This window comes from Pectobacterium hainanensis, from assembly GCF_046237015.1.
Taxonomy (GTDB): Bacteria; Pseudomonadota; Gammaproteobacteria; order Enterobacterales; family Enterobacteriaceae; genus JBJYIN01.
The window spans coordinates 38,471-53,456 of sequence record NZ_JBJYIN010000001.1 but is presented as its reverse complement, the minus strand read 5'-3'; the positions used below and the strand labels follow the sequence as shown (position 1 = coordinate 53,456).

General features: G+C 52.4%; 23 protein-coding genes. 5 read left to right on the top strand and 18 right to left on the bottom strand.

What is annotated here, in order from left to right; translation table 11 throughout:
* Positions 1 to 14: 14 nt before the first annotated feature.
* On the bottom strand, positions 15 to 1,184 hold the full coding sequence (locus ACKPVM_RS00345) for a phage tail sheath protein (RefSeq protein ID WP_409306170.1): 1,170 nt from the start codon (positions 1,182 to 1,184) through the stop codon (positions 15 to 17).
* A gap of 151 nt (positions 1,185 to 1,335) precedes the next feature.
* On the opposite strand from ACKPVM_RS00345, the gene ACKPVM_RS00340 reads away from it, so the two are divergent.
* From ACKPVM_RS00340 to ACKPVM_RS00330, 3 genes are all read left to right on the top strand, one after another.
* Positions 1,336 to 1,518, top strand: coding sequence for a type II toxin-antitoxin system HicA family toxin (locus ACKPVM_RS00340; protein ID WP_239784014.1), 183 nt, complete (start codon positions 1,336 to 1,338; stop codon positions 1,516 to 1,518).
* A 24-nt stretch (positions 1,519 to 1,542) separates the two neighbouring features.
* Positions 1,543 to 1,974, top strand: coding sequence for a type II toxin-antitoxin system HicB family antitoxin (locus ACKPVM_RS00335; protein WP_409306169.1), 432 nt, complete (start codon positions 1,543 to 1,545; stop codon positions 1,972 to 1,974).
* A gap of 396 nt (positions 1,975 to 2,370) precedes the next feature.
* Positions 2,371 to 2,898: a DapH/DapD/GlmU-related protein gene (locus ACKPVM_RS00330; RefSeq protein ID WP_409306168.1), complete on the top strand. Its 528-nt coding sequence runs from the start codon at positions 2,371 to 2,373 to the stop codon at positions 2,896 to 2,898.
* A gap of 170 nt (positions 2,899 to 3,068) precedes the next feature.
* On the opposite strand, the gene ACKPVM_RS00325 is transcribed toward ACKPVM_RS00330, so the two are convergent.
* From ACKPVM_RS00325 to ACKPVM_RS00300, 6 genes are all read right to left on the bottom strand, one after another.
* The gene (locus ACKPVM_RS00325; protein WP_409306167.1) at positions 3,069 to 4,775 is read right to left on the bottom strand and encodes a phage tail protein; all 1,707 of its coding nucleotides are present in this window, start codon (positions 4,773 to 4,775) and stop codon (positions 3,069 to 3,071) included.
* Positions 4,772 to 5,383, bottom strand: coding sequence for a phage tail protein I (locus tag ACKPVM_RS00320; protein ID WP_409306166.1), 612 nt, complete (start codon positions 5,381 to 5,383; stop codon positions 4,772 to 4,774). Before ACKPVM_RS00320 ends, ACKPVM_RS00325 begins: the two co-directional genes overlap by 4 nt.
* Positions 5,376 to 6,284, bottom strand: a complete 909-nt coding sequence (locus ACKPVM_RS00315; protein WP_409306165.1) for a baseplate assembly protein — start codon at positions 6,282 to 6,284, stop codon at positions 5,376 to 5,378. The genes ACKPVM_RS00320 and ACKPVM_RS00315 overlap by 8 nt, the downstream gene beginning before the upstream one ends.
* Before the next feature lie 4 nt (positions 6,285 to 6,288).
* Positions 6,289 to 6,633 carry a GPW/gp25 family protein gene (locus ACKPVM_RS00310; RefSeq protein WP_409306164.1) on the bottom strand — a complete coding sequence of 115 codons (345 nt, stop codon included), beginning with the start codon at positions 6,631 to 6,633 and terminating at the stop codon, positions 6,289 to 6,291.
* A complete protein-coding gene (locus ACKPVM_RS00305) occupies positions 6,630 to 7,265 on the bottom strand; it encodes a phage baseplate assembly protein V (RefSeq protein WP_409306163.1) in 636 nt (211 codons plus the stop codon). Before ACKPVM_RS00305 ends, ACKPVM_RS00310 begins: the two co-directional genes overlap by 4 nt.
* Before the next feature lie 71 nt (positions 7,266 to 7,336).
* Positions 7,337 to 8,002: an ORF6N domain-containing protein gene (locus ACKPVM_RS00300; RefSeq protein ID WP_409306162.1), complete on the bottom strand. Its 666-nt coding sequence runs from the start codon at positions 8,000 to 8,002 to the stop codon at positions 7,337 to 7,339.
* 341 nt (positions 8,003 to 8,343) lie between these two features.
* Between ACKPVM_RS00300 and ACKPVM_RS00295 the strand changes: the two genes are divergently transcribed.
* Positions 8,344 to 8,658: a type II toxin-antitoxin system RelE/ParE family toxin gene (locus ACKPVM_RS00295; RefSeq protein WP_103161045.1), complete on the top strand. Its 315-nt coding sequence runs from the start codon at positions 8,344 to 8,346 to the stop codon at positions 8,656 to 8,658.
* Positions 8,659 to 8,704: 46 nt separating this feature from the next.
* Positions 8,705 to 9,046: a HigA family addiction module antitoxin gene (locus ACKPVM_RS00290; protein ID WP_103161044.1), complete on the top strand. Its 342-nt coding sequence runs from the start codon at positions 8,705 to 8,707 to the stop codon at positions 9,044 to 9,046.
* Between the two features lie 28 nt (positions 9,047 to 9,074).
* On the opposite strand, the gene ACKPVM_RS00285 is transcribed toward ACKPVM_RS00290, so the two are convergent.
* From ACKPVM_RS00285 to ACKPVM_RS00235, 11 genes are all read right to left on the bottom strand, one after another.
* Positions 9,075 to 9,704 carry a phage virion morphogenesis protein gene (locus ACKPVM_RS00285; protein WP_409306161.1) on the bottom strand — a complete coding sequence of 210 codons (630 nt, stop codon included), beginning with the start codon at positions 9,702 to 9,704 and terminating at the stop codon, positions 9,075 to 9,077.
* The gene (locus ACKPVM_RS00280; RefSeq protein WP_409306160.1) at positions 9,697 to 10,152 is read right to left on the bottom strand and encodes a phage tail protein; all 456 of its coding nucleotides are present in this window, start codon (positions 10,150 to 10,152) and stop codon (positions 9,697 to 9,699) included. Before ACKPVM_RS00280 ends, ACKPVM_RS00285 begins: the two co-directional genes overlap by 8 nt.
* Complete coding sequence (gene lysC / locus ACKPVM_RS00275) at positions 10,115 to 10,357, bottom strand: Rz1-like lysis system protein LysC (protein ID WP_409306486.1); 243 nt, start codon at positions 10,355 to 10,357, stop codon at positions 10,115 to 10,117. The genes ACKPVM_RS00280 and lysC overlap by 38 nt, the downstream gene beginning before the upstream one ends.
* Positions 10,242 to 10,688: an Rz-like lysis system protein LysB gene (gene lysB, locus ACKPVM_RS00270; RefSeq protein WP_409306159.1), complete on the bottom strand. Its 447-nt coding sequence runs from the start codon at positions 10,686 to 10,688 to the stop codon at positions 10,242 to 10,244. The genes lysC and lysB overlap by 116 nt, the downstream gene beginning before the upstream one ends.
* Entirely contained in the window at positions 10,685 to 11,194 is a 510-nt protein-coding gene (locus ACKPVM_RS00265; RefSeq protein ID WP_409306158.1) for a lysozyme, read from the bottom strand. The genes lysB and ACKPVM_RS00265 overlap by 4 nt, the downstream gene beginning before the upstream one ends.
* Entirely contained in the window at positions 11,178 to 11,399 is a 222-nt protein-coding gene (locus tag ACKPVM_RS00260; RefSeq protein ID WP_409306157.1) for an HP1 family phage holin, read from the bottom strand. Before ACKPVM_RS00260 ends, ACKPVM_RS00265 begins: the two co-directional genes overlap by 17 nt.
* A complete protein-coding gene (locus ACKPVM_RS00255; protein WP_409306156.1) occupies positions 11,390 to 11,593 on the bottom strand; it encodes a tail protein X in 204 nt (67 codons plus the stop codon). The genes ACKPVM_RS00260 and ACKPVM_RS00255 overlap by 10 nt, the downstream gene beginning before the upstream one ends.
* Positions 11,593 to 12,096 carry a head completion/stabilization protein gene (locus ACKPVM_RS00250; RefSeq protein ID WP_409306155.1) on the bottom strand — a complete coding sequence of 168 codons (504 nt, stop codon included), beginning with the start codon at positions 12,094 to 12,096 and terminating at the stop codon, positions 11,593 to 11,595. The genes ACKPVM_RS00255 and ACKPVM_RS00250 overlap by 1 nt, the downstream gene beginning before the upstream one ends.
* A 91-nt stretch (positions 12,097 to 12,187) precedes the next feature.
* The gene (locus ACKPVM_RS00245; RefSeq protein WP_409306154.1) at positions 12,188 to 12,847 is read right to left on the bottom strand and encodes a phage terminase small subunit; all 660 of its coding nucleotides are present in this window, start codon (positions 12,845 to 12,847) and stop codon (positions 12,188 to 12,190) included.
* A 3-nt stretch (positions 12,848 to 12,850) separates the two neighbouring features.
* The gene (locus ACKPVM_RS00240) at positions 12,851 to 13,948 is read right to left on the bottom strand and encodes a phage major capsid protein, P2 family (RefSeq protein ID WP_409306153.1); all 1,098 of its coding nucleotides are present in this window, start codon (positions 13,946 to 13,948) and stop codon (positions 12,851 to 12,853) included.
* A gap of 48 nt (positions 13,949 to 13,996) precedes the next feature.
* A complete protein-coding gene (locus tag ACKPVM_RS00235) occupies positions 13,997 to 14,851 on the bottom strand; it encodes a GPO family capsid scaffolding protein (RefSeq protein ID WP_409306485.1) in 855 nt (284 codons plus the stop codon).
* Positions 14,852 to 14,986: the final 135 nt, after the last annotated feature.

Here is a 14,986-nt window from a genome sequence, read left to right as displayed (position 1 = left end):
AGCGCGTTAGCTCCTTAGCTGTTGACCGACGCGGCCAGATTCACCAGATATTTATCGGTGATGCGCTGGCGCAGGGTGAGATTTTCCAGTGGGGGAACGGGGGTATAGTCATAATCGATATACAGTTTCCCGGCCTTGAGCGTTTCCTTATCGTTGGCGGTGTCGTCATACCAGCAATCGGCATCAATGATGTAGCCGTTCGATTTCAGCTCGCGGAATTTGGCCTTAATGCCTTCGATAATGTCTTTGATTAGCGTGGCGGTTACAGGCTTATCGACCGCCCACATGTGCGCCTCGGCCATCGTGTCGGCCAGCACTTGCGCGGTGCGGGTGTAGTTCTCAAACAGGAACAGCGGATCGTCAGAACAGGTGCGGTTACCCCAGAATCGGAAGCCGTCTTTACGAACCAGCGTGGTTACACCCGCTTCATTCAGCAAATCGGCATCAGTGCCGGGTGCCTGTAAATCCCAAAATACCGATGCGCTGATGCCCGTCACACCGTTCACACCGACGTTAGACAGGGTTTTATGCCATCCGGTTTCTTGGTCAATTTTGGCGCGCAGTCCTAATGCACGCGCAGTGGCGTAAGCCGTGGCGCTGGCGTTGGCCGTCGTGTCCCACGCGATAAAATCCGGCCAGATCACCATCAGTTCTCGCTGGCTGAAATTTTCCCGGTAGTTGATGGCGTCCGACAGGGTTTTACAGCCCCATGCGCTGACGTAACCGAATGCGCGCAACGACTGACAAATGGACGCTAACGCCGTGGCAACGGGTAGCGAGTCCAACCCCGGCGCACCGAGAATACGAGGTTTAACACCTGTTACCGACAGGGCATCTAACAGGGCTTTCATCCCGGTGTATTTGCCGTTTTCGTCACTGCCGCCGATTACGTTACTGACGGTTTCGTCATCGTCTCCGCCCTCTGCGACACGTACCACAACGGTGACGGGCTTAGACTGGTCGGCAATGGCTGACAGGGCAGCGGCCAACGTGCCTTTTTTCCCGGCCTTGCCGACGGCAGACAGCACATTAGTAATCAGTACCGGGGTATTGAGTGGAAAGGTAGCCGCGTCGGCGTCGGGTGCGGTGCACACCATGCCGATAATCGCGGTTGATACAGTGGAAATAACGCGCGTGCCGTCGTTGACCTCAACAACCTGCACGCCGTGATGATAATCACTCATCTGGCTGACTCCATAAAAATAGGCAAGGCTATTTTGTTGTGGCAGCACGGCATGATCACGTCATGCTTGTTCGTTAACACATCACACAACAAGCGATAAACTTGCTTTGTGTGTATTGGTGTGTATAATAATTTGCAGGTTAGGAGGATACATGAAATCAACTGACCTGATTAAGGAACTGACAGCGGCGGGGTGTGAACTTCGACGGCATAACGGGGGAAGTCACCAAATTTGGTGGTCACCGATAACAGGAAAAACATTTCCTGTACCGCATCCGAAAAAAGATTTACCGCTCGGCACTGTCAAATCCATCAAAAAAATGGCGGGGATCTAATCCCCGCCTTTCTGGAGGCGACTTATGTTTTTCTCAGTGGGTGTAGAAACACCAAAAGATGAAAGCACCGCATACGGTCTGATTGTTCCGGCATTGTGCACCGACGATTACGGGTGTTTCTCTGCCGCTGACAACCAGAAAGATATCGCTCGTATGGCGAGAGAAGCGATTTTATCTATCGTGGATGAGATGGTGATGTCCGGTAACGTTGATATTGAACAGATTAACGATGCTGGGCATCTGGTCTATGCGGGTCAACCTGACTATGCCGATTATGATAGCTGGTTTGTGCTGGATGTAGACCTGTCGGCATTTGATGGAAAGCCGCAACGGCTGAATATTTCACTGCCTGACACGCTGATTAAGCGTATTGACAACCGGGTGAAAGAACAACCGGATACGTACCGTGACCGTAGTCATTTTCTGGCAGAAGCTGCCCGGCATGAATTAAGCTAATGACCCGTATTGTCCAGCCATCTTACGTAAAGAAGCCCACCAAACGGTGGGCTTCGCTTTCCCTGATGTCATCGTTGTTGTTTTAAATTCATAACAATAATGACATTGAGTGCGATTATTTTATAAACGTTTTTACAGATCGATTTATCGTTATCGATCGGTTGTAGCGATCAATTTACTCGCGGGAGAATATTTATAGATAGTCGAGAATTCGGCGCTATAAATGATAGCTATCGCTTGATTATCCCTCTACATGCATCTTGTTTGGAAATGAACTAAATCATTTTTACGCGACAGATTTGTAACAACTAAAGGTATTTATATTTTTGCCGATAACAGCAGCTAATGGAAATCAGTATAAGCATATTATATTATATGCTATAAAGGGTGAAGATAGTGAAAATTGCTTTTTTAAAAGAATGCTTTCACGCCGAAATCATCGGCGTAAATAATAAATTTTCTTGGTTTTCTATTTTTAAGAAATGCCGAAATAATAGGAAGAAGAAATTTTTATTCTTTTGGAGGTTAGCATCATTTCTTTATTTTAAAGAAAGTCGATTTAGCCAAAGGATAGCCAAAAGGATTAATTACAAATTAATGGATAGATACAACACTGAGATAGAGCTTGGAGCCATCATATCACCTGGTTTGTACATAGGTCATCATGGCGGAATTGTTGTCACGCATTTGGTTGATATTGGCAGGAATTTTTCAATTAGGCAGAACACCACAATAGGACTATTTAGAGCAACAACCCAAAGAATAATAATTGGTGACAATGTTTGTATTGGTGCTAACTCTTGTATTATTGGCGATGGCATTAAAATTGGTGATAATGTTAGAGTTGGAGCAATGACGTTTATTAATAAGGATGTTCGTTCAAACTGCACATGTTACACAAAAAAAGAATTAATCGTCAAATAAATAAAGATATTCTAAAGACATCGTTTTTAATAATGATGTTATACCCATTAAGCCTCAAGGCTCTTAGTATGTTAGTGGGGAATCATTAATATTCAATGTGATGGCTATGAGTCTTGAAGTGTTTTGAATATGTGTGTTTAATTGAAATCAGCCCGTTAGGGCTGATATGTTTAAACTACACGCAGACGAAATGAGGCCTCTGCTATTTGTGAGCTAGGTAATAATTGCGCTGCAATCCCTGACGATATTTGAGCATTATTCATTATTAGATGATAACCGATATAAATTCCTATTTTCTGATCTGATGTTACAACGACACTGATGCCGCGCCCATAATTATTTTCAAATGTCCACGTCACATCGATCCAGCGCTCTACACCGTCTGATTTCGATGTTATTTTTATTTGCGGAATAAACATAACTGATTTTCCAGTATACGGATTATCAAATATTAACGATTGTCCCGTCTTGATTGTCAGCGGTGCGGATTCTGTGCCTCCAACATATAAAAACTCCTCTTTTTTAAAACCGAGGTTTTCAGGAGTAAGGGCGATGTCTTGCGTACCATCAAATAGCACACCATTAATTTTGCGTGGTGTGGCGAGTTTAGTTGCAGCGGCGGCAGTTGCGGCTTTCCCCAAATATCGCCCATCGGCCTCCGTTTTATTCCATGCGTTAATGTCACCAGCCAACAAGTTGACATCAGCAGATAACGGTTTTCCGTTAATCTTAATTGAACGTAGCGCATATTTTTGCGCCGCTTGCGCGTCAGTCAATGCGCCCACATCCCCAGCGTTCAGCGTAATATCGGCAGACAGCGCCTTGCCGTTGACTTTACGTGCCGACGGCACACGGCTGTTGGCGTTGGTATTAGCCGCTGCCGCTGATTCAGTAGCCACAGACACTTTATTATCTGTCTCTATTTTGGTGTAAGCGTCAACATCCCCAGCTTTCATCGTAATATCAGCGGAACCATCAAATAACACACCATTAATTTTGCGTTGTGTGGCGAGTTTAGTTGCAGTGGCGGCAGTTGCGGCTTTCCCCAAATATCGCCCATCGGCCTCCGTTTTATTCCATGCGTTAATGTCACCAGCCAACAAGTTGACATCAGCAGATAACGGTTTTCCGTTAATCTTAATTGAACGTAGCGCATATTTTTGCGCCGCTTGCGCGTCAGTCAATGCGCCCACATCCCCGGCGTTCAGCGTAATATCGGCAGACAGCGCCTTGCCGTTGACTTTACGCGCAGACGGCACACGACTGTTGGCGTTATCATTCACTATCTTCACTGCTTTCGGGGTTGCGGCGTGCGTTTCGCTATCGCTGTTCGTCGCGTTGCTCAGTTGCACAAGTCCCTTTACCGTCAGCGTCCCATCAGGGTGTTTACGGCTCTTTTCGTGTGCTTCGATAACATCATCTACATAACCCCGCGTTGCTAACACCACGGCAGGGTCAATTTTCAGTGTGACCGCCTCGGTGCTGCTGACAATCAAAATCATACGCACGGTTTGAATGCGGCCGCTGCCTTCCTGTAATTGGGGTTTGTACGTTTCCGGGCAGTTTGCGATAGCGATCAGATTATCGTCATCGTCGAACAGGCCGATCTCACGAATCCAAAAACCTCCGTCGCTTTCGGGAATAACTTGCTCGGCGATAATCTGACTAGCGTTTTTGGGGTCAATGGTCAGAGTATTGAGCGCAGCCCGGCGCTTTTCACTTATCAGCGCGGTTTGTGCTGGGTCTGGCGTTGGTAATACGCCGCCGCCATCCCCGACGGCCATATAACTGATACTCAGGCGGTTACCCAGCGCGGTAGCGTTAGCCAGTTTGGCCGCGCCGATATTGGTTAACAGGGCAAAATATTTTGCGCTCATGCGGTTACGCTCACGTTGTCGATTAAATGAAGTGTTGCCCCGGTCACATCCAGACCGGACACAGTGATAGTTTCAGGGAAATAGGGGTAAACGGTCAGGTTATCACCGTCGTAAATCGTGGCGGCAACATATGCCGCGCCCTGTGTGTCTAGGTTGATATTCAGCCCCAGCAGGTGACGTGACGCGGGTTTGGCGTCGGCAATCAGCCGCTCCAGCTCGTAAAAGGTTTCTTCGGTGATGCCGCTATCCTGTACGCCAATATCTAACCGGAACGTGCCGGGCTCGCCGCCGTTCTGCCACCACTCAATGATGCGGATCAGATAACCGAACGGCTCCACCACGCGGCGCAATGCACCGATGGTGCCTTTGTGACGATGGATAAAGAACGCATCACGGATCACCTGACGTTTCACGCTCTCCGACCACGCCTCATCCCAGCGGTCAACGGAAAACGCCCACGCCAGATAGGGCAGCAGGTGTGCCGGGCAGGTATCCGGGTTCCACAACTGGCGCAGCGGAACCGGTACGCGGGTAATCTCAGCGCAGGCAGTGGCGGCGGCGACTTCCAGCGCAGACGATCCGACAGGCAGCAGGCGGGTATCACTCATCGGCACCGCCTACACCCAGCCGATAGCCGGAACAGTAGGACGCCTGCGCGGCGGTCAGCACGATATCGTCGGCGGGTGTCGTCAGCTCGACCCGTTGCACGCCTTCAACGTGCAGCGCAGCGTAAATCGCCGAGCGACGAATATCCCGCCCTAATCGGTGCTGCGCACTGATATAGGCTTTCAGCTTCTGCTCGGCAGCGGCGCGCACGGGCTCCGCTTCGGGACTCCGATACAGATACAGCGTGGCGTCAATCTCATACGGCACAATGGCGGCGGATTGCACCGTTACCCGGTCAGCCACCGGGCGCACGTCTTCGCCGTTCAGGGCGGCGGTAACAATGGCGACCAGCTCCGGGCTGGCGCTGCCGTCGTCCTCGCGTGACAGTATCGACACGGTGACGCTGGCCGGGCTGGGGCTGATAACCGACACATCCGCCACGCGCCCGTCGGCGCTGCGTCCGTGGTACTGATAGGCACCGACTGACCCGGCAACGCTCAGTCCCTCAAACGCCTGTTGAATGCGCAGGCGAAAATCGCTGTCGGATTCCATCAGGGCAGGCGTTGGCGGCAGGGTTGAATCGTCAGCCGGGGTGATCACCAGACGGGCAACGTTAAAGTTAGCACCGAGCTGTTCGAGGTCGCTTCCTAGCGCATACGCTACCATTCCGGCACGTGCAGCCTCATTGACGCGCTGATACCACAACAGCTCACGATAAGCACTTTCCTGTAGCAGTTTGACGAGCGGCTCCGACTCCAGCGTTAACGTGCGGGCGACGGCGGCGCGCAGGTCTTCCGGGTAGAGCGACAACAGCACCGCCTTGCGCTCGTTGTAAATGGTTTCGTAGTCCAGCTCTTCCACCACGGCAGGCGCGGGAAGCAGGCTTAAATCAATCATCGCCATCGTGTCAGCTCACAGGAACAGAAAGAGAAACGGCGCTGCTGTCAGTCAGCACGCCCGTAATATCAACGGCCAGCTTGCCGTCAAAGGAACTTGTCAGGTTGATGGCCGTCAGCGTGATGCGTGGCTCCCAGCGCAGCAGCGCCATGTAGCACGCCGCCATCACCTGTAATTTCACAGCAGGATTTTGCGGCTGGTCGATCAGCGCTGACAACAGCGACCCGTAATCCCGGCGCATCACCCGCGACCCAACGGGAGTGATGAGAATATCGCGCACGCTCTGGCGAATGTGTTCGATATCACCGAGGGTCTGGCCGCTGTCACGGCTCATGCCGAGGTAACGTGCTGTCATAGTGGCGCGCCTGTTGTGCCGCCGCTGTCGCCGGGGTGTCGGTGGGTGTGCAACACTTTGCCATTGGACGACAGCGACCCGCCGGAATGCTGAATATTGCCGCGCATTTCGCCGCCTTTTTTCACTTCCAGCGTTCCTGTGATCAACTTGTTGGTGCAGACCACTTCCGGTGTATCCAGCGTGATGCGTGTGGATGCTCTCACCGTGACCAATGGCACCGTAGCGGTGAGGGATTCAGATGCAGTGACAGTGGCGGTTTTAACCCCGCTGACGGTCAGCGCTCCGGTGGCGGGTTCGTACTCGACAACCGCACCGTCAGGAAAGCTGACGTGATACGCATCGGCAGAGGCTGACGGCGCGGGGTTATCATCGGAATAGATGCCGGGTAGCACAAAGGCGGTGTCCAGTTCGCCGCCGATGGACAGAATCAACACTTGTTCACCGATGGACGGTGCCCACCAGTCGCGAGAACGTCCGGCACGGCGGGTTAACCAGTTCAACCAGCCTGTCGTCATGCCTCCGGTTTGTACCCGGCACACGGCGTCCGCTGTATTGACGTGGGTCACGACGCCGACACGGATCATATTGCGCAATAAGCGCTGAATTTCGGTAAGGGTGGCTTGTGTTTTCATGAGGAAAAGAATGCCGCCGGGGGAGAATGGCGGCAATGTGATGCGGTTTGCTGGTCAGTCAGACAACGGGATTATTGAAGTTTTGCCAGTTCCTCGCATTCTGCCCGTTTATCCTTCAATAACCGCATCAACAAATTCACGGTATTAACCGCTGAACCGTGTTTGCAATCCAGTGTCGGGAAGAGTGCTTGCATATGCGGCCAAAAATCCATGGTCAGATATTCCACGGATTTGAATAATGCATTGAGCTGCGAGGTTTGGATATGGTTGAAGATAAGCGGTGTCTCAGGAATATAAAATTCCAGTTCGCAAGGGTGAACAGGCTTTTTCGGTTCAGGCTGAACGGCTTTTGCTTGCGGATTGAAGTAGCATTCTTCCAGTTTCTCGAACACATCCCATGCCTGATCGGTTTCCAGCATCTTGGCGTGACGTGCCGCGCCGCGTTCTGTCCAAAGGATGAGGCTGCGAGCTTGTCTTGCGACAGACTGACTATTTGTCAGTCTGTCATTTTTAACAGAGTCACTATTAGTGACTCTGTGCTTAAAGAGACGTAACTCGTCCCCCTCTATCTTAAAGAAATGCTTCCCCGCCACGAATCGCGTAACGTTGCTACGATGGTTCTTTGTTATGGAATGAGAACTTGTACCGTAAAGCTGAGCTAGCGACTCTGTAGTGATTACAGGTGCTGCGTTATAGGTAAGAACTGACAGGCTTTCTACAGATAGTTGGGTAGTCATAATGACCTCGTTGATTTTTTCGAAGTACCACAAACGGAGTGGTGCCGGGAGGTTCGAAACGGCTCAACGAAACCGCGGACTAATTTCCCTTTCGGGTGTTGTATTCGTCGCCCTCCCGACATTGATCGGGGCATGACCGCGCAGTGCGTTCACTGAATGACAGGCATAAAAAATCCAACACTAACGGGGTTGGTTCTGGCCGCGTTGAGAAGAGGTTTCGACGCCTCGTGGAGCGAACCATAGCGGAAACTGTCAGGTAAAATCAACCGTTTTGTTTATGCACTTGCGCACAGTGCGTGAGTGCATTACAATTGCACGCACAACAAATGAGGGAGCGACGGATGCAAAAAATGCGCAGCATTCATAGCTTTCGGGATCAGTGGCTGGAAGATTTTTTTATGTATGGCAAGTCGCATAAAAAGATACCTGTCGATGTGGTTACATCCTTGTCCCGCAAGCTGGATATCATCAACGCGGCGGTTTCAGCAAAAGACCTACGATCGCCGCCGGGGAACCGATACGAGAACCTTAACCCACCATTGGGGGAATATTCATCCATCAGAGTAAATATCCAATATCGCCTGATTTTTAAATGGGTTGATGGTAAAGCAGAGGATATCTACCTTGACGATCATGGTTATAAAAAGCACAAATAACCCGTAGACCCGTAGACCCGTAGACCCGTAGACCGAAGGAAAATATATGGCACAGGCACAACGCAAGCCGACATCCGTAGGCGATGTCCTGTTATATGAATATCTAGAACCTACTGGTTTGAAGATTAATGACTTGGCGGAAATGCTGAATGTCCACCGCAACACGATCAGCGCACTGGTCAATAACAACCGTAAGTTAACGGTTGATATGGCGTTCCGGTTGGCGAAAGCATTTGATACGTCAGTTGATTTTTGGCTGAACCTGCAAAATAGCGTTGACGTATGGGAAGTGGAAAATGACGCTCGCACTCAGGAAGAAATTAGCCGGATCACTACACTGGAAGATTTTCTGGCGCAGCGTGATGAAAATGTGAAAGATGTAGCGTGATGTTTGCCCCGCACTCGCGGGGCTGATTTCATTTACTCAGGTGTCGAATCACCAAATCGTTTATCCGTTCTTTATCCGCTTGCGTAATGCCTAAAAGCTGACGTTCTGGGTACTGAATCTCTTTGTTGTGACCGCGTTGTTTCTCTGTCTGTCCGTAATGATGGATCTCCGCCACCCGACGCGCTTTATTAGCAAACGCCACCGTTGCATCGTTAGGTGATGCTGTTGCCAGCATGTATTTATTCTTCACAAGCTGCTGAAACATGCGGGCTTTGGCTTTGCCTGACCGGGTATTGACCCGTTCTTTTTTTACTTCAACAAAGCGCTGGATATCACTCAGGTAAAACGAACGGATGGCTTTTCTTTCCGTATCATACCCGGTAAATAACGTGCCGAATCGGGCTTTACGCTTACGCCAGTTTTTCAGGCTCCGCACTTCGCCGTTCCACAGGATTTTCATTCCCCGCTGCACGGTGATGACCTGTGCCTTACGCTGGGTAAATGCCGTACCGTCCGGGCTTTTCTGTTTACGGATACGGGCTTGATTGGTTTTCCGTAAATCGTTAGCAATGTCCCTTGCTAACGCCTTGCGACTGGCGGGAGACATTTTAGCCAGCAATCCCGCCAGTTCATCGTCAAACGGCTTTAGCTCATTCATGCCACTGACTCACTAACTCGCCGCTGATATACAACGACACTGGGCGCTCGACGGGAACAGGTAGTGGCGGCTCTGGCGCGTGGGTGACGTGTAGCGCCTTATCAACCTCTTTGACGATCACCCGCTCGGTCAGTTTCAGGCTGATGCTGATATCACAGCTACCATCATCGTTAATGTCAGCCAGATAGGTAAACCCTTTAGGGTCATTGGCGATATCCGGCTGATTCTCACGTAGCCATGCCTGAATCGGCACCAGTAGCCAGTCGATATCGTCGGTAAAATCGGTGATGACCAGATTCAGCGTGTACTGGTTCTCAAACGACAGCGACCGCGCCAGCGTTGACGCTATCGCGCCGCTGTCGATAAAGATATGCAGCATGTCCGGGTTATTTTTCAGTACCGGCACTGCGTCACTTAAGGCGCTGCGCAGGCTGTTGGGTTTCAGCATGGTGTTGTTCCTGACAGTGTTTGATGGTTTCGACCTGTAGCGCACAGCTCACCAGTGCGCTTTCCAGTTGGCGGTTATCCGCGCTTAAATCACCGTTCGTTTCCGGGCGGCTGCCCGGTATCGGGCAACTCGTTACTTTCGGACAGCCAACGTAAATAAGCGTCGGGGCTGTCAAAGGCGGGGCGGGTGTGCAGCCGCTTAAAATCGTCAGGCAAAGCAGCGCCATACCAGCGGCGTAGATCGGCATTTTCATTGAGTAGCCTCATGATTTTATTATCGCGGGACGCGGCCAGTTGCCCGGCCTGTGACAATTTCGTGCGGAGTTCCGCCTGTTCCTGTTCATTGCGCCGGGCGTTGTCCTGCAACCGACCGAGGGCGGCAGATTGTGCCAGTAATGTGTCTTTCTGCTGACTCAGGGTAATGCCCTGTAGAGTTAACGTGTTTTCGGCACGGGACAGTTGCCACTTAGTGATAACCAGTACGGCCAATAGCCAGACGGCCATAACAGCAAGGAACTGTGTCAGGGGTTTACTCATGCTGCCCCCTTAAGGCAGACGGCGCGCTCACGCTGGCGACGGATTTCAATGCCACGTGATATCTGGCCGTTGACATAGACCCAGCGCAGCAACTGGTCGCAGGCGCTGCGCCACTGGCCTTTGTTGATGAAAAATGCCAGCGTAGAGCGGCACGCCGCACCGACGCCGACATTAAACGCAAAACTCACGATGGCGTCATAGACGGCCTGCGGCATATCAACGGCCATACAACGTGCCAGTGCCTTTTCGACCCGTAGCACATCGGCAACCAGATTGACCGCCGCGTCACGCTCGGTGATGTTTTTGCCCGGCACCACGCCTGCGGTGTGTCCGATCCCGTTCGTCCACACGTTCGCGCTGCATTGGTACGGGCTTAAGCGACAGCCCTCAAGGTCGGCAATCAGCGCCAGCCCCTCTTGTGACGTTTTCAGCAAGGAAAAATCCGGCACTAACGCGGCCAGCGCTAACACCGTGGCGATAACGCAGCGTTTAACGAGTGATTTCATTGATAACCTCGCGGGGGCTGTCGATAGTCTTCAATAGTTGATAGCTCTTGCGGCGGTAGTACCAGTTAACGCCGACGGTGAACACCACCCCCAGCGCCCCGAAATAGGCCGCGAAATCTTGCGGTGTCATAGCGCCGAAAAAGGCCAACGCCACGCTTATCCAGTACGCGATAAATGACGTGATTTTTTCCATATTCAATCCCATAAACTCACCGTTTCTGCGACAGGCGCGGCGGCAATATCCGGCAGGGTTACTGTGGTGCCGTGGGGCAATATCGCCCCGAATTCGGCCAGCCCCGGATTAGCGGCTAACACCGCCTCGACAGCACCCTGTGTACGCCCGTAATGGCGATAACAAAGGGCGTCCAGCGTGTCGCCCTGTTGTGCGATAACGTTCATCAGATATGCCCAATGATGCAGCGGGGCTTATCCTGCAACTGACTGATTGACCAGCGCGCATCACGCCACAACTCATCAATCGTGCCGTCGAGCGCATCGGCCTTACGGTCGCCTTTGGCGCTGGCGTCATAGCCCCGGTAACGCTCGTACAGTGTCGCCGTAGTAATGGCACTGACCGCACGCAGATAGTGATGATGCTTTTCGCTCTGGCCGTCGAGTCGCTCGGCGGGAACGGCATCCAGCGCGGTAAAGCCTGCCGCCATCTGCGTCTTGCGGTACTCGAACAGCTCTGCATTCACTTCGGAAATTGCCGTTAAGGCTGCATGGCGCAGGCGCTCCGGCGTGACGGTGTTCTCAAGGCGCATCAGTGTGCGCAACGTTCCCGGATCCACGTCCGGCCAGAAAAACGTGTTTTCGATTACGGCATCCTGTTTTACAGAGACAGGGATCACCACCGCATCCGGGCGTGGCTCCGCTTTCGCGGGGAAAATCATTGTCGTCATGACAACCTCTGAATAGGTGGGCGGTGGACACAGGCACAGAAAACGGTAAACCGTTCCGGCCTGTGTGCCGCCCGGCGCGGGGCGCGTTGGGTTAACGGCTGGCCGCTGCTTTGCGCAGCGCGGTTTCCAGCCGCTCTATGTCTTTTTTCACACCGCTTCGGCTATCAAGCTGAAAGGCGCGTTTCAGATGAAACAGGGCTTGCTCTGGCTTGCCGCTACGCAATATCAGGCCGATGATTTTGTGCAGTTTGGCGCGTACTTGGTCTGGCATGTCTTCCGCATCGGTCAGCGTCAATGTGTCGATCAGCAGGTCAATATTGACTGTCTGCCCGGCGGTATGGGCGCGGATCCCCGCTTCGGCGACTTCCTCGGCCAACAGGTATGGCGTTGGGCGGGTGTATCCCTCCGGCATCACCAGCTTGTGCGCCAGCGCATAACGGGCAATCTCCAGCGCGCCGGGGACGTCTCCGGCGTCGAGTTTCCACACCATGACCGTCATCAGCACCGCATCCTGCGCACCGCGACCGTTAGCGAGGACACCCGCGACCCACGGCGCATAAGCCTCTAACATGCCTCGTTTCATTTCGGCCTTGCGCTCCATTGAGCGCACCTGTTTTAACGTGCGTTTATCAGCCGCAAGCCGGAACAGCATTTGCTCGTACCCGGTGGCCTGTCGCAGCGGATCATTCTCCCGCCGCGACGCTTCAGCAGCTAACACCCGCATCATGTGACGGCGTGCTGGGCTTAACATGAATTAGGCTTCAGCCTCCGCTTTTGCTTGTGCGTCTTTTTTCCGTTCCTCGTCAGTTCGGAAATCACCCATTTCAATGTTTTCGATCACACAGCCACAGCCGTAATCCTCAACAACGTAATCCTGTTTAATGGATTCGTAGTTTTCGATGCGGTCACGCTTGGCGACTTCTTCAATGTGACGGCGGTGACTGTCGTCCATGTAGTAGATAGACAGGTTATCCAGACGGGTGATCATCAAGGCGTTAGCCGGGAAATAGGGCACGCGAACAGCGGGTAAATTACCGATGCGTTTCTGGCTGATAATTACATCAGCGGCCAGCGTTTCGCTGTTGGGCTGCTGTTGGTTGACCAGAGGAAAATATTTGTCGGCCAGTAACTGACGACCACAAATCACCACCAAGTCGGGGTCTTCCTGATGCCATTCATCGATCAGGGTGTTGGTTGCATCCATGACCAGTGCGTCGAGGTTTACATAAGCTGATGCCTTCCCTAAACCAACGCGAACCGTACCATCAAGCGCCGTGCCGTCGAGCGCGGTAGATTTATCCATCACACGCTTAGGTGATTCGTTACGGTATTTCTGTAACCAGCCTACGGCCACATCCTGCAACAGTGGATTTTTAGCACGATCAGAGGTTGCCGCTCGTTTCACGCCATGCCAGCCCGCCATGATGTAATCCAGTGCCTGACGTTTGGCGATAGCGTTGCGTAAACGCAACTGGAAATCCTGAAAACGCGCCCACAGGTCGAGGGTGTTGTAACGGATATGGAAATCAAAGTTCATCTGTTCGCACTTGTACTGGCGCGCTTCCAGACTCAGTAAATCAGCGGTTTCGCGCTCATCACCGTTTGAGGTGTCCGTGGTGCTGGCAACTGACCCGGACACGCCGAGGCCGATTTTCTCCCCGGTCAACTCGGCAACGGGCACGATGTTGATACGGGTCAGGAAGTCGGACGACTCTTGCACCACTTCCATCAGCGACTGCGTGACGGACGGCTCAACGCTGAATTTCTTACTCAGGGTTTCCACATCAACGCCGTTGATGCTGGCAAGCTGCTTCAGGTAGGCATTAAATTTAAAACGGGTTTCTTTACGCATTGTTTTTCCTGTTCTTTCTGAAAAAGTGGATCGAGGGACAGCGCCCTGTTAGCAGTTGGTCAGCAGCGAGGTTTCACCGTCGCCACCCGTTGCCGGGGGGCGGCGTGTCTGTGACAGGCTTTCTGTGCCGTCCAGCGTGGATTTGAGGTCGGTGAACTGCTGTTCATTGGCACTCAGCTTTTGCGTCAGCGCGGCAATGTCCTGCTGATGACGTTGTTCAAGCTGGGTAAAGCGCTGCTCAACGCTGTCGGCGTTGGTCTGCACCTGCCCGGCCACTTCGGCCACGGCCTCATGCACGTCACTAAAACGGGCGTCATCGCTCGACTGTTTGCGACCAAACAGGGCTTTCACGCGGGTTAACAGCGTCGGCTCAACGTCCGGCAGGTCTTCAAATTCCAATGTCACTTCTGTAGCGACAGAAAAGAGGTTTTCCGGGGACGATTTACGGGTAGCAAGCGGGTTGTGTTTGGCTTTGGCGCTAAATTCCAGCATTTCCGTGCCGAGGCTGGCCGGGTCATCAGTGACCGCCAGACCAACCAGATACGCTTTGCCTGTGTTGGCAAAATTGGGCTGGATCTCCATGGAGGTATAGATTTTCTGGCTGGCTTTATTCATTGCCACCAGTTCATCCGTCGGGGTGATTTTGGCGAACAGCGCTAGCTTGCCGCTGATAGCCGAATCATCATCAATCTTTTCCTTTTTCAGCTCGACGACATCGCCATAGCGACGAAACGGGCTGTCGGGCAGTAAGCCTTTCAGATGCTCGAGGTTGATGCGGCAACCGTAGACACGTGGATCAAACGTATCCGCCATGTTTTGAATATCGTTCGCGTCAATCACGCGACCATCGCAAGTGTCGCCCTCGACACCGACGCGGAACCATTTAGAAACTTTCTTTGCCATTTTCTCATCCGTTGTTTGCGGGAAATCGGGGCGAGTATCCGGCGTGACACCCTGCCGTGCCATCAATCACGGTTCGCTAACCGCTGGCACAACAAGGGGTTAAGGCGGGAAGGGGCGGCGCTGACGTAGCCTTGC

Excerpts from the sequence above, each read along its gene's own strand:
- ACKPVM_RS00345 (WP_409306170.1), bottom strand. The coding sequence starts at position 1,184 with ATGAGTGATTATCATCACGGCGTGCAGGTTGTTGAGGTCAACGACGGC.
- ACKPVM_RS00340 (WP_239784014.1), top strand. The coding sequence starts at position 1,336 with ATGAAATCAACTGACCTGATTAAGGAACTGACAGCGGCGGGGTGTGAA.
- ACKPVM_RS00335 (WP_409306169.1), top strand. The coding sequence starts at position 1,543 with ATGTTTTTCTCAGTGGGTGTAGAAACACCAAAAGATGAAAGCACCGCA.
- ACKPVM_RS00325 (WP_409306167.1), bottom strand. The coding sequence starts at position 4,775 with ATGAGCGCAAAATATTTTGCCCTGTTAACCAATATCGGCGCGGCCAAA.
- ACKPVM_RS00320 (WP_409306166.1), bottom strand. The coding sequence starts at position 5,383 with ATGAGTGATACCCGCCTGCTGCCTGTCGGATCGTCTGCGCTGGAAGTC.
- ACKPVM_RS00315 (WP_409306165.1), bottom strand. The coding sequence starts at position 6,284 with ATGGCGATGATTGATTTAAGCCTGCTTCCCGCGCCTGCCGTGGTGGAA.
- ACKPVM_RS00310 (WP_409306164.1), bottom strand. The coding sequence starts at position 6,633 with ATGACAGCACGTTACCTCGGCATGAGCCGTGACAGCGGCCAGACCCTC.
- ACKPVM_RS00305 (WP_409306163.1), bottom strand. The coding sequence starts at position 7,265 with ATGAAAACACAAGCCACCCTTACCGAAATTCAGCGCTTATTGCGCAAT.
- ACKPVM_RS00300 (WP_409306162.1), bottom strand. The coding sequence starts at position 8,002 with ATGACTACCCAACTATCTGTAGAAAGCCTGTCAGTTCTTACCTATAAC.
- ACKPVM_RS00295 (WP_103161045.1), top strand. The coding sequence starts at position 8,344 with ATGCAAAAAATGCGCAGCATTCATAGCTTTCGGGATCAGTGGCTGGAA.
- ACKPVM_RS00290 (WP_103161044.1), top strand. The coding sequence starts at position 8,705 with ATGGCACAGGCACAACGCAAGCCGACATCCGTAGGCGATGTCCTGTTA.
- ACKPVM_RS00285 (WP_409306161.1), bottom strand. The coding sequence starts at position 9,704 with ATGAATGAGCTAAAGCCGTTTGACGATGAACTGGCGGGATTGCTGGCT.
- ACKPVM_RS00280 (WP_409306160.1), bottom strand. The coding sequence starts at position 10,152 with ATGCTGAAACCCAACAGCCTGCGCAGCGCCTTAAGTGACGCAGTGCCG.
- lysB (WP_409306159.1), bottom strand. The coding sequence starts at position 10,688 with ATGAGTAAACCCCTGACACAGTTCCTTGCTGTTATGGCCGTCTGGCTA.
- ACKPVM_RS00265 (WP_409306158.1), bottom strand. The coding sequence starts at position 11,194 with ATGAAATCACTCGTTAAACGCTGCGTTATCGCCACGGTGTTAGCGCTG.
- ACKPVM_RS00260 (WP_409306157.1), bottom strand. The coding sequence starts at position 11,399 with ATGGGATTGAATATGGAAAAAATCACGTCATTTATCGCGTACTGGATA.
- ACKPVM_RS00255 (WP_409306156.1), bottom strand. The coding sequence starts at position 11,593 with ATGAACGTTATCGCACAACAGGGCGACACGCTGGACGCCCTTTGTTAT.
- ACKPVM_RS00250 (WP_409306155.1), bottom strand. The coding sequence starts at position 12,096 with ATGACGACAATGATTTTCCCCGCGAAAGCGGAGCCACGCCCGGATGCG.
- ACKPVM_RS00245 (WP_409306154.1), bottom strand. The coding sequence starts at position 12,847 with ATGTTAAGCCCAGCACGCCGTCACATGATGCGGGTGTTAGCTGCTGAA.
- ACKPVM_RS00240 (WP_409306153.1), bottom strand. The coding sequence starts at position 13,948 with ATGCGTAAAGAAACCCGTTTTAAATTTAATGCCTACCTGAAGCAGCTT.
- ACKPVM_RS00235 (WP_409306485.1), bottom strand. The coding sequence starts at position 14,851 with ATGGCAAAGAAAGTTTCTAAATGGTTCCGCGTCGGTGTCGAGGGCGAC.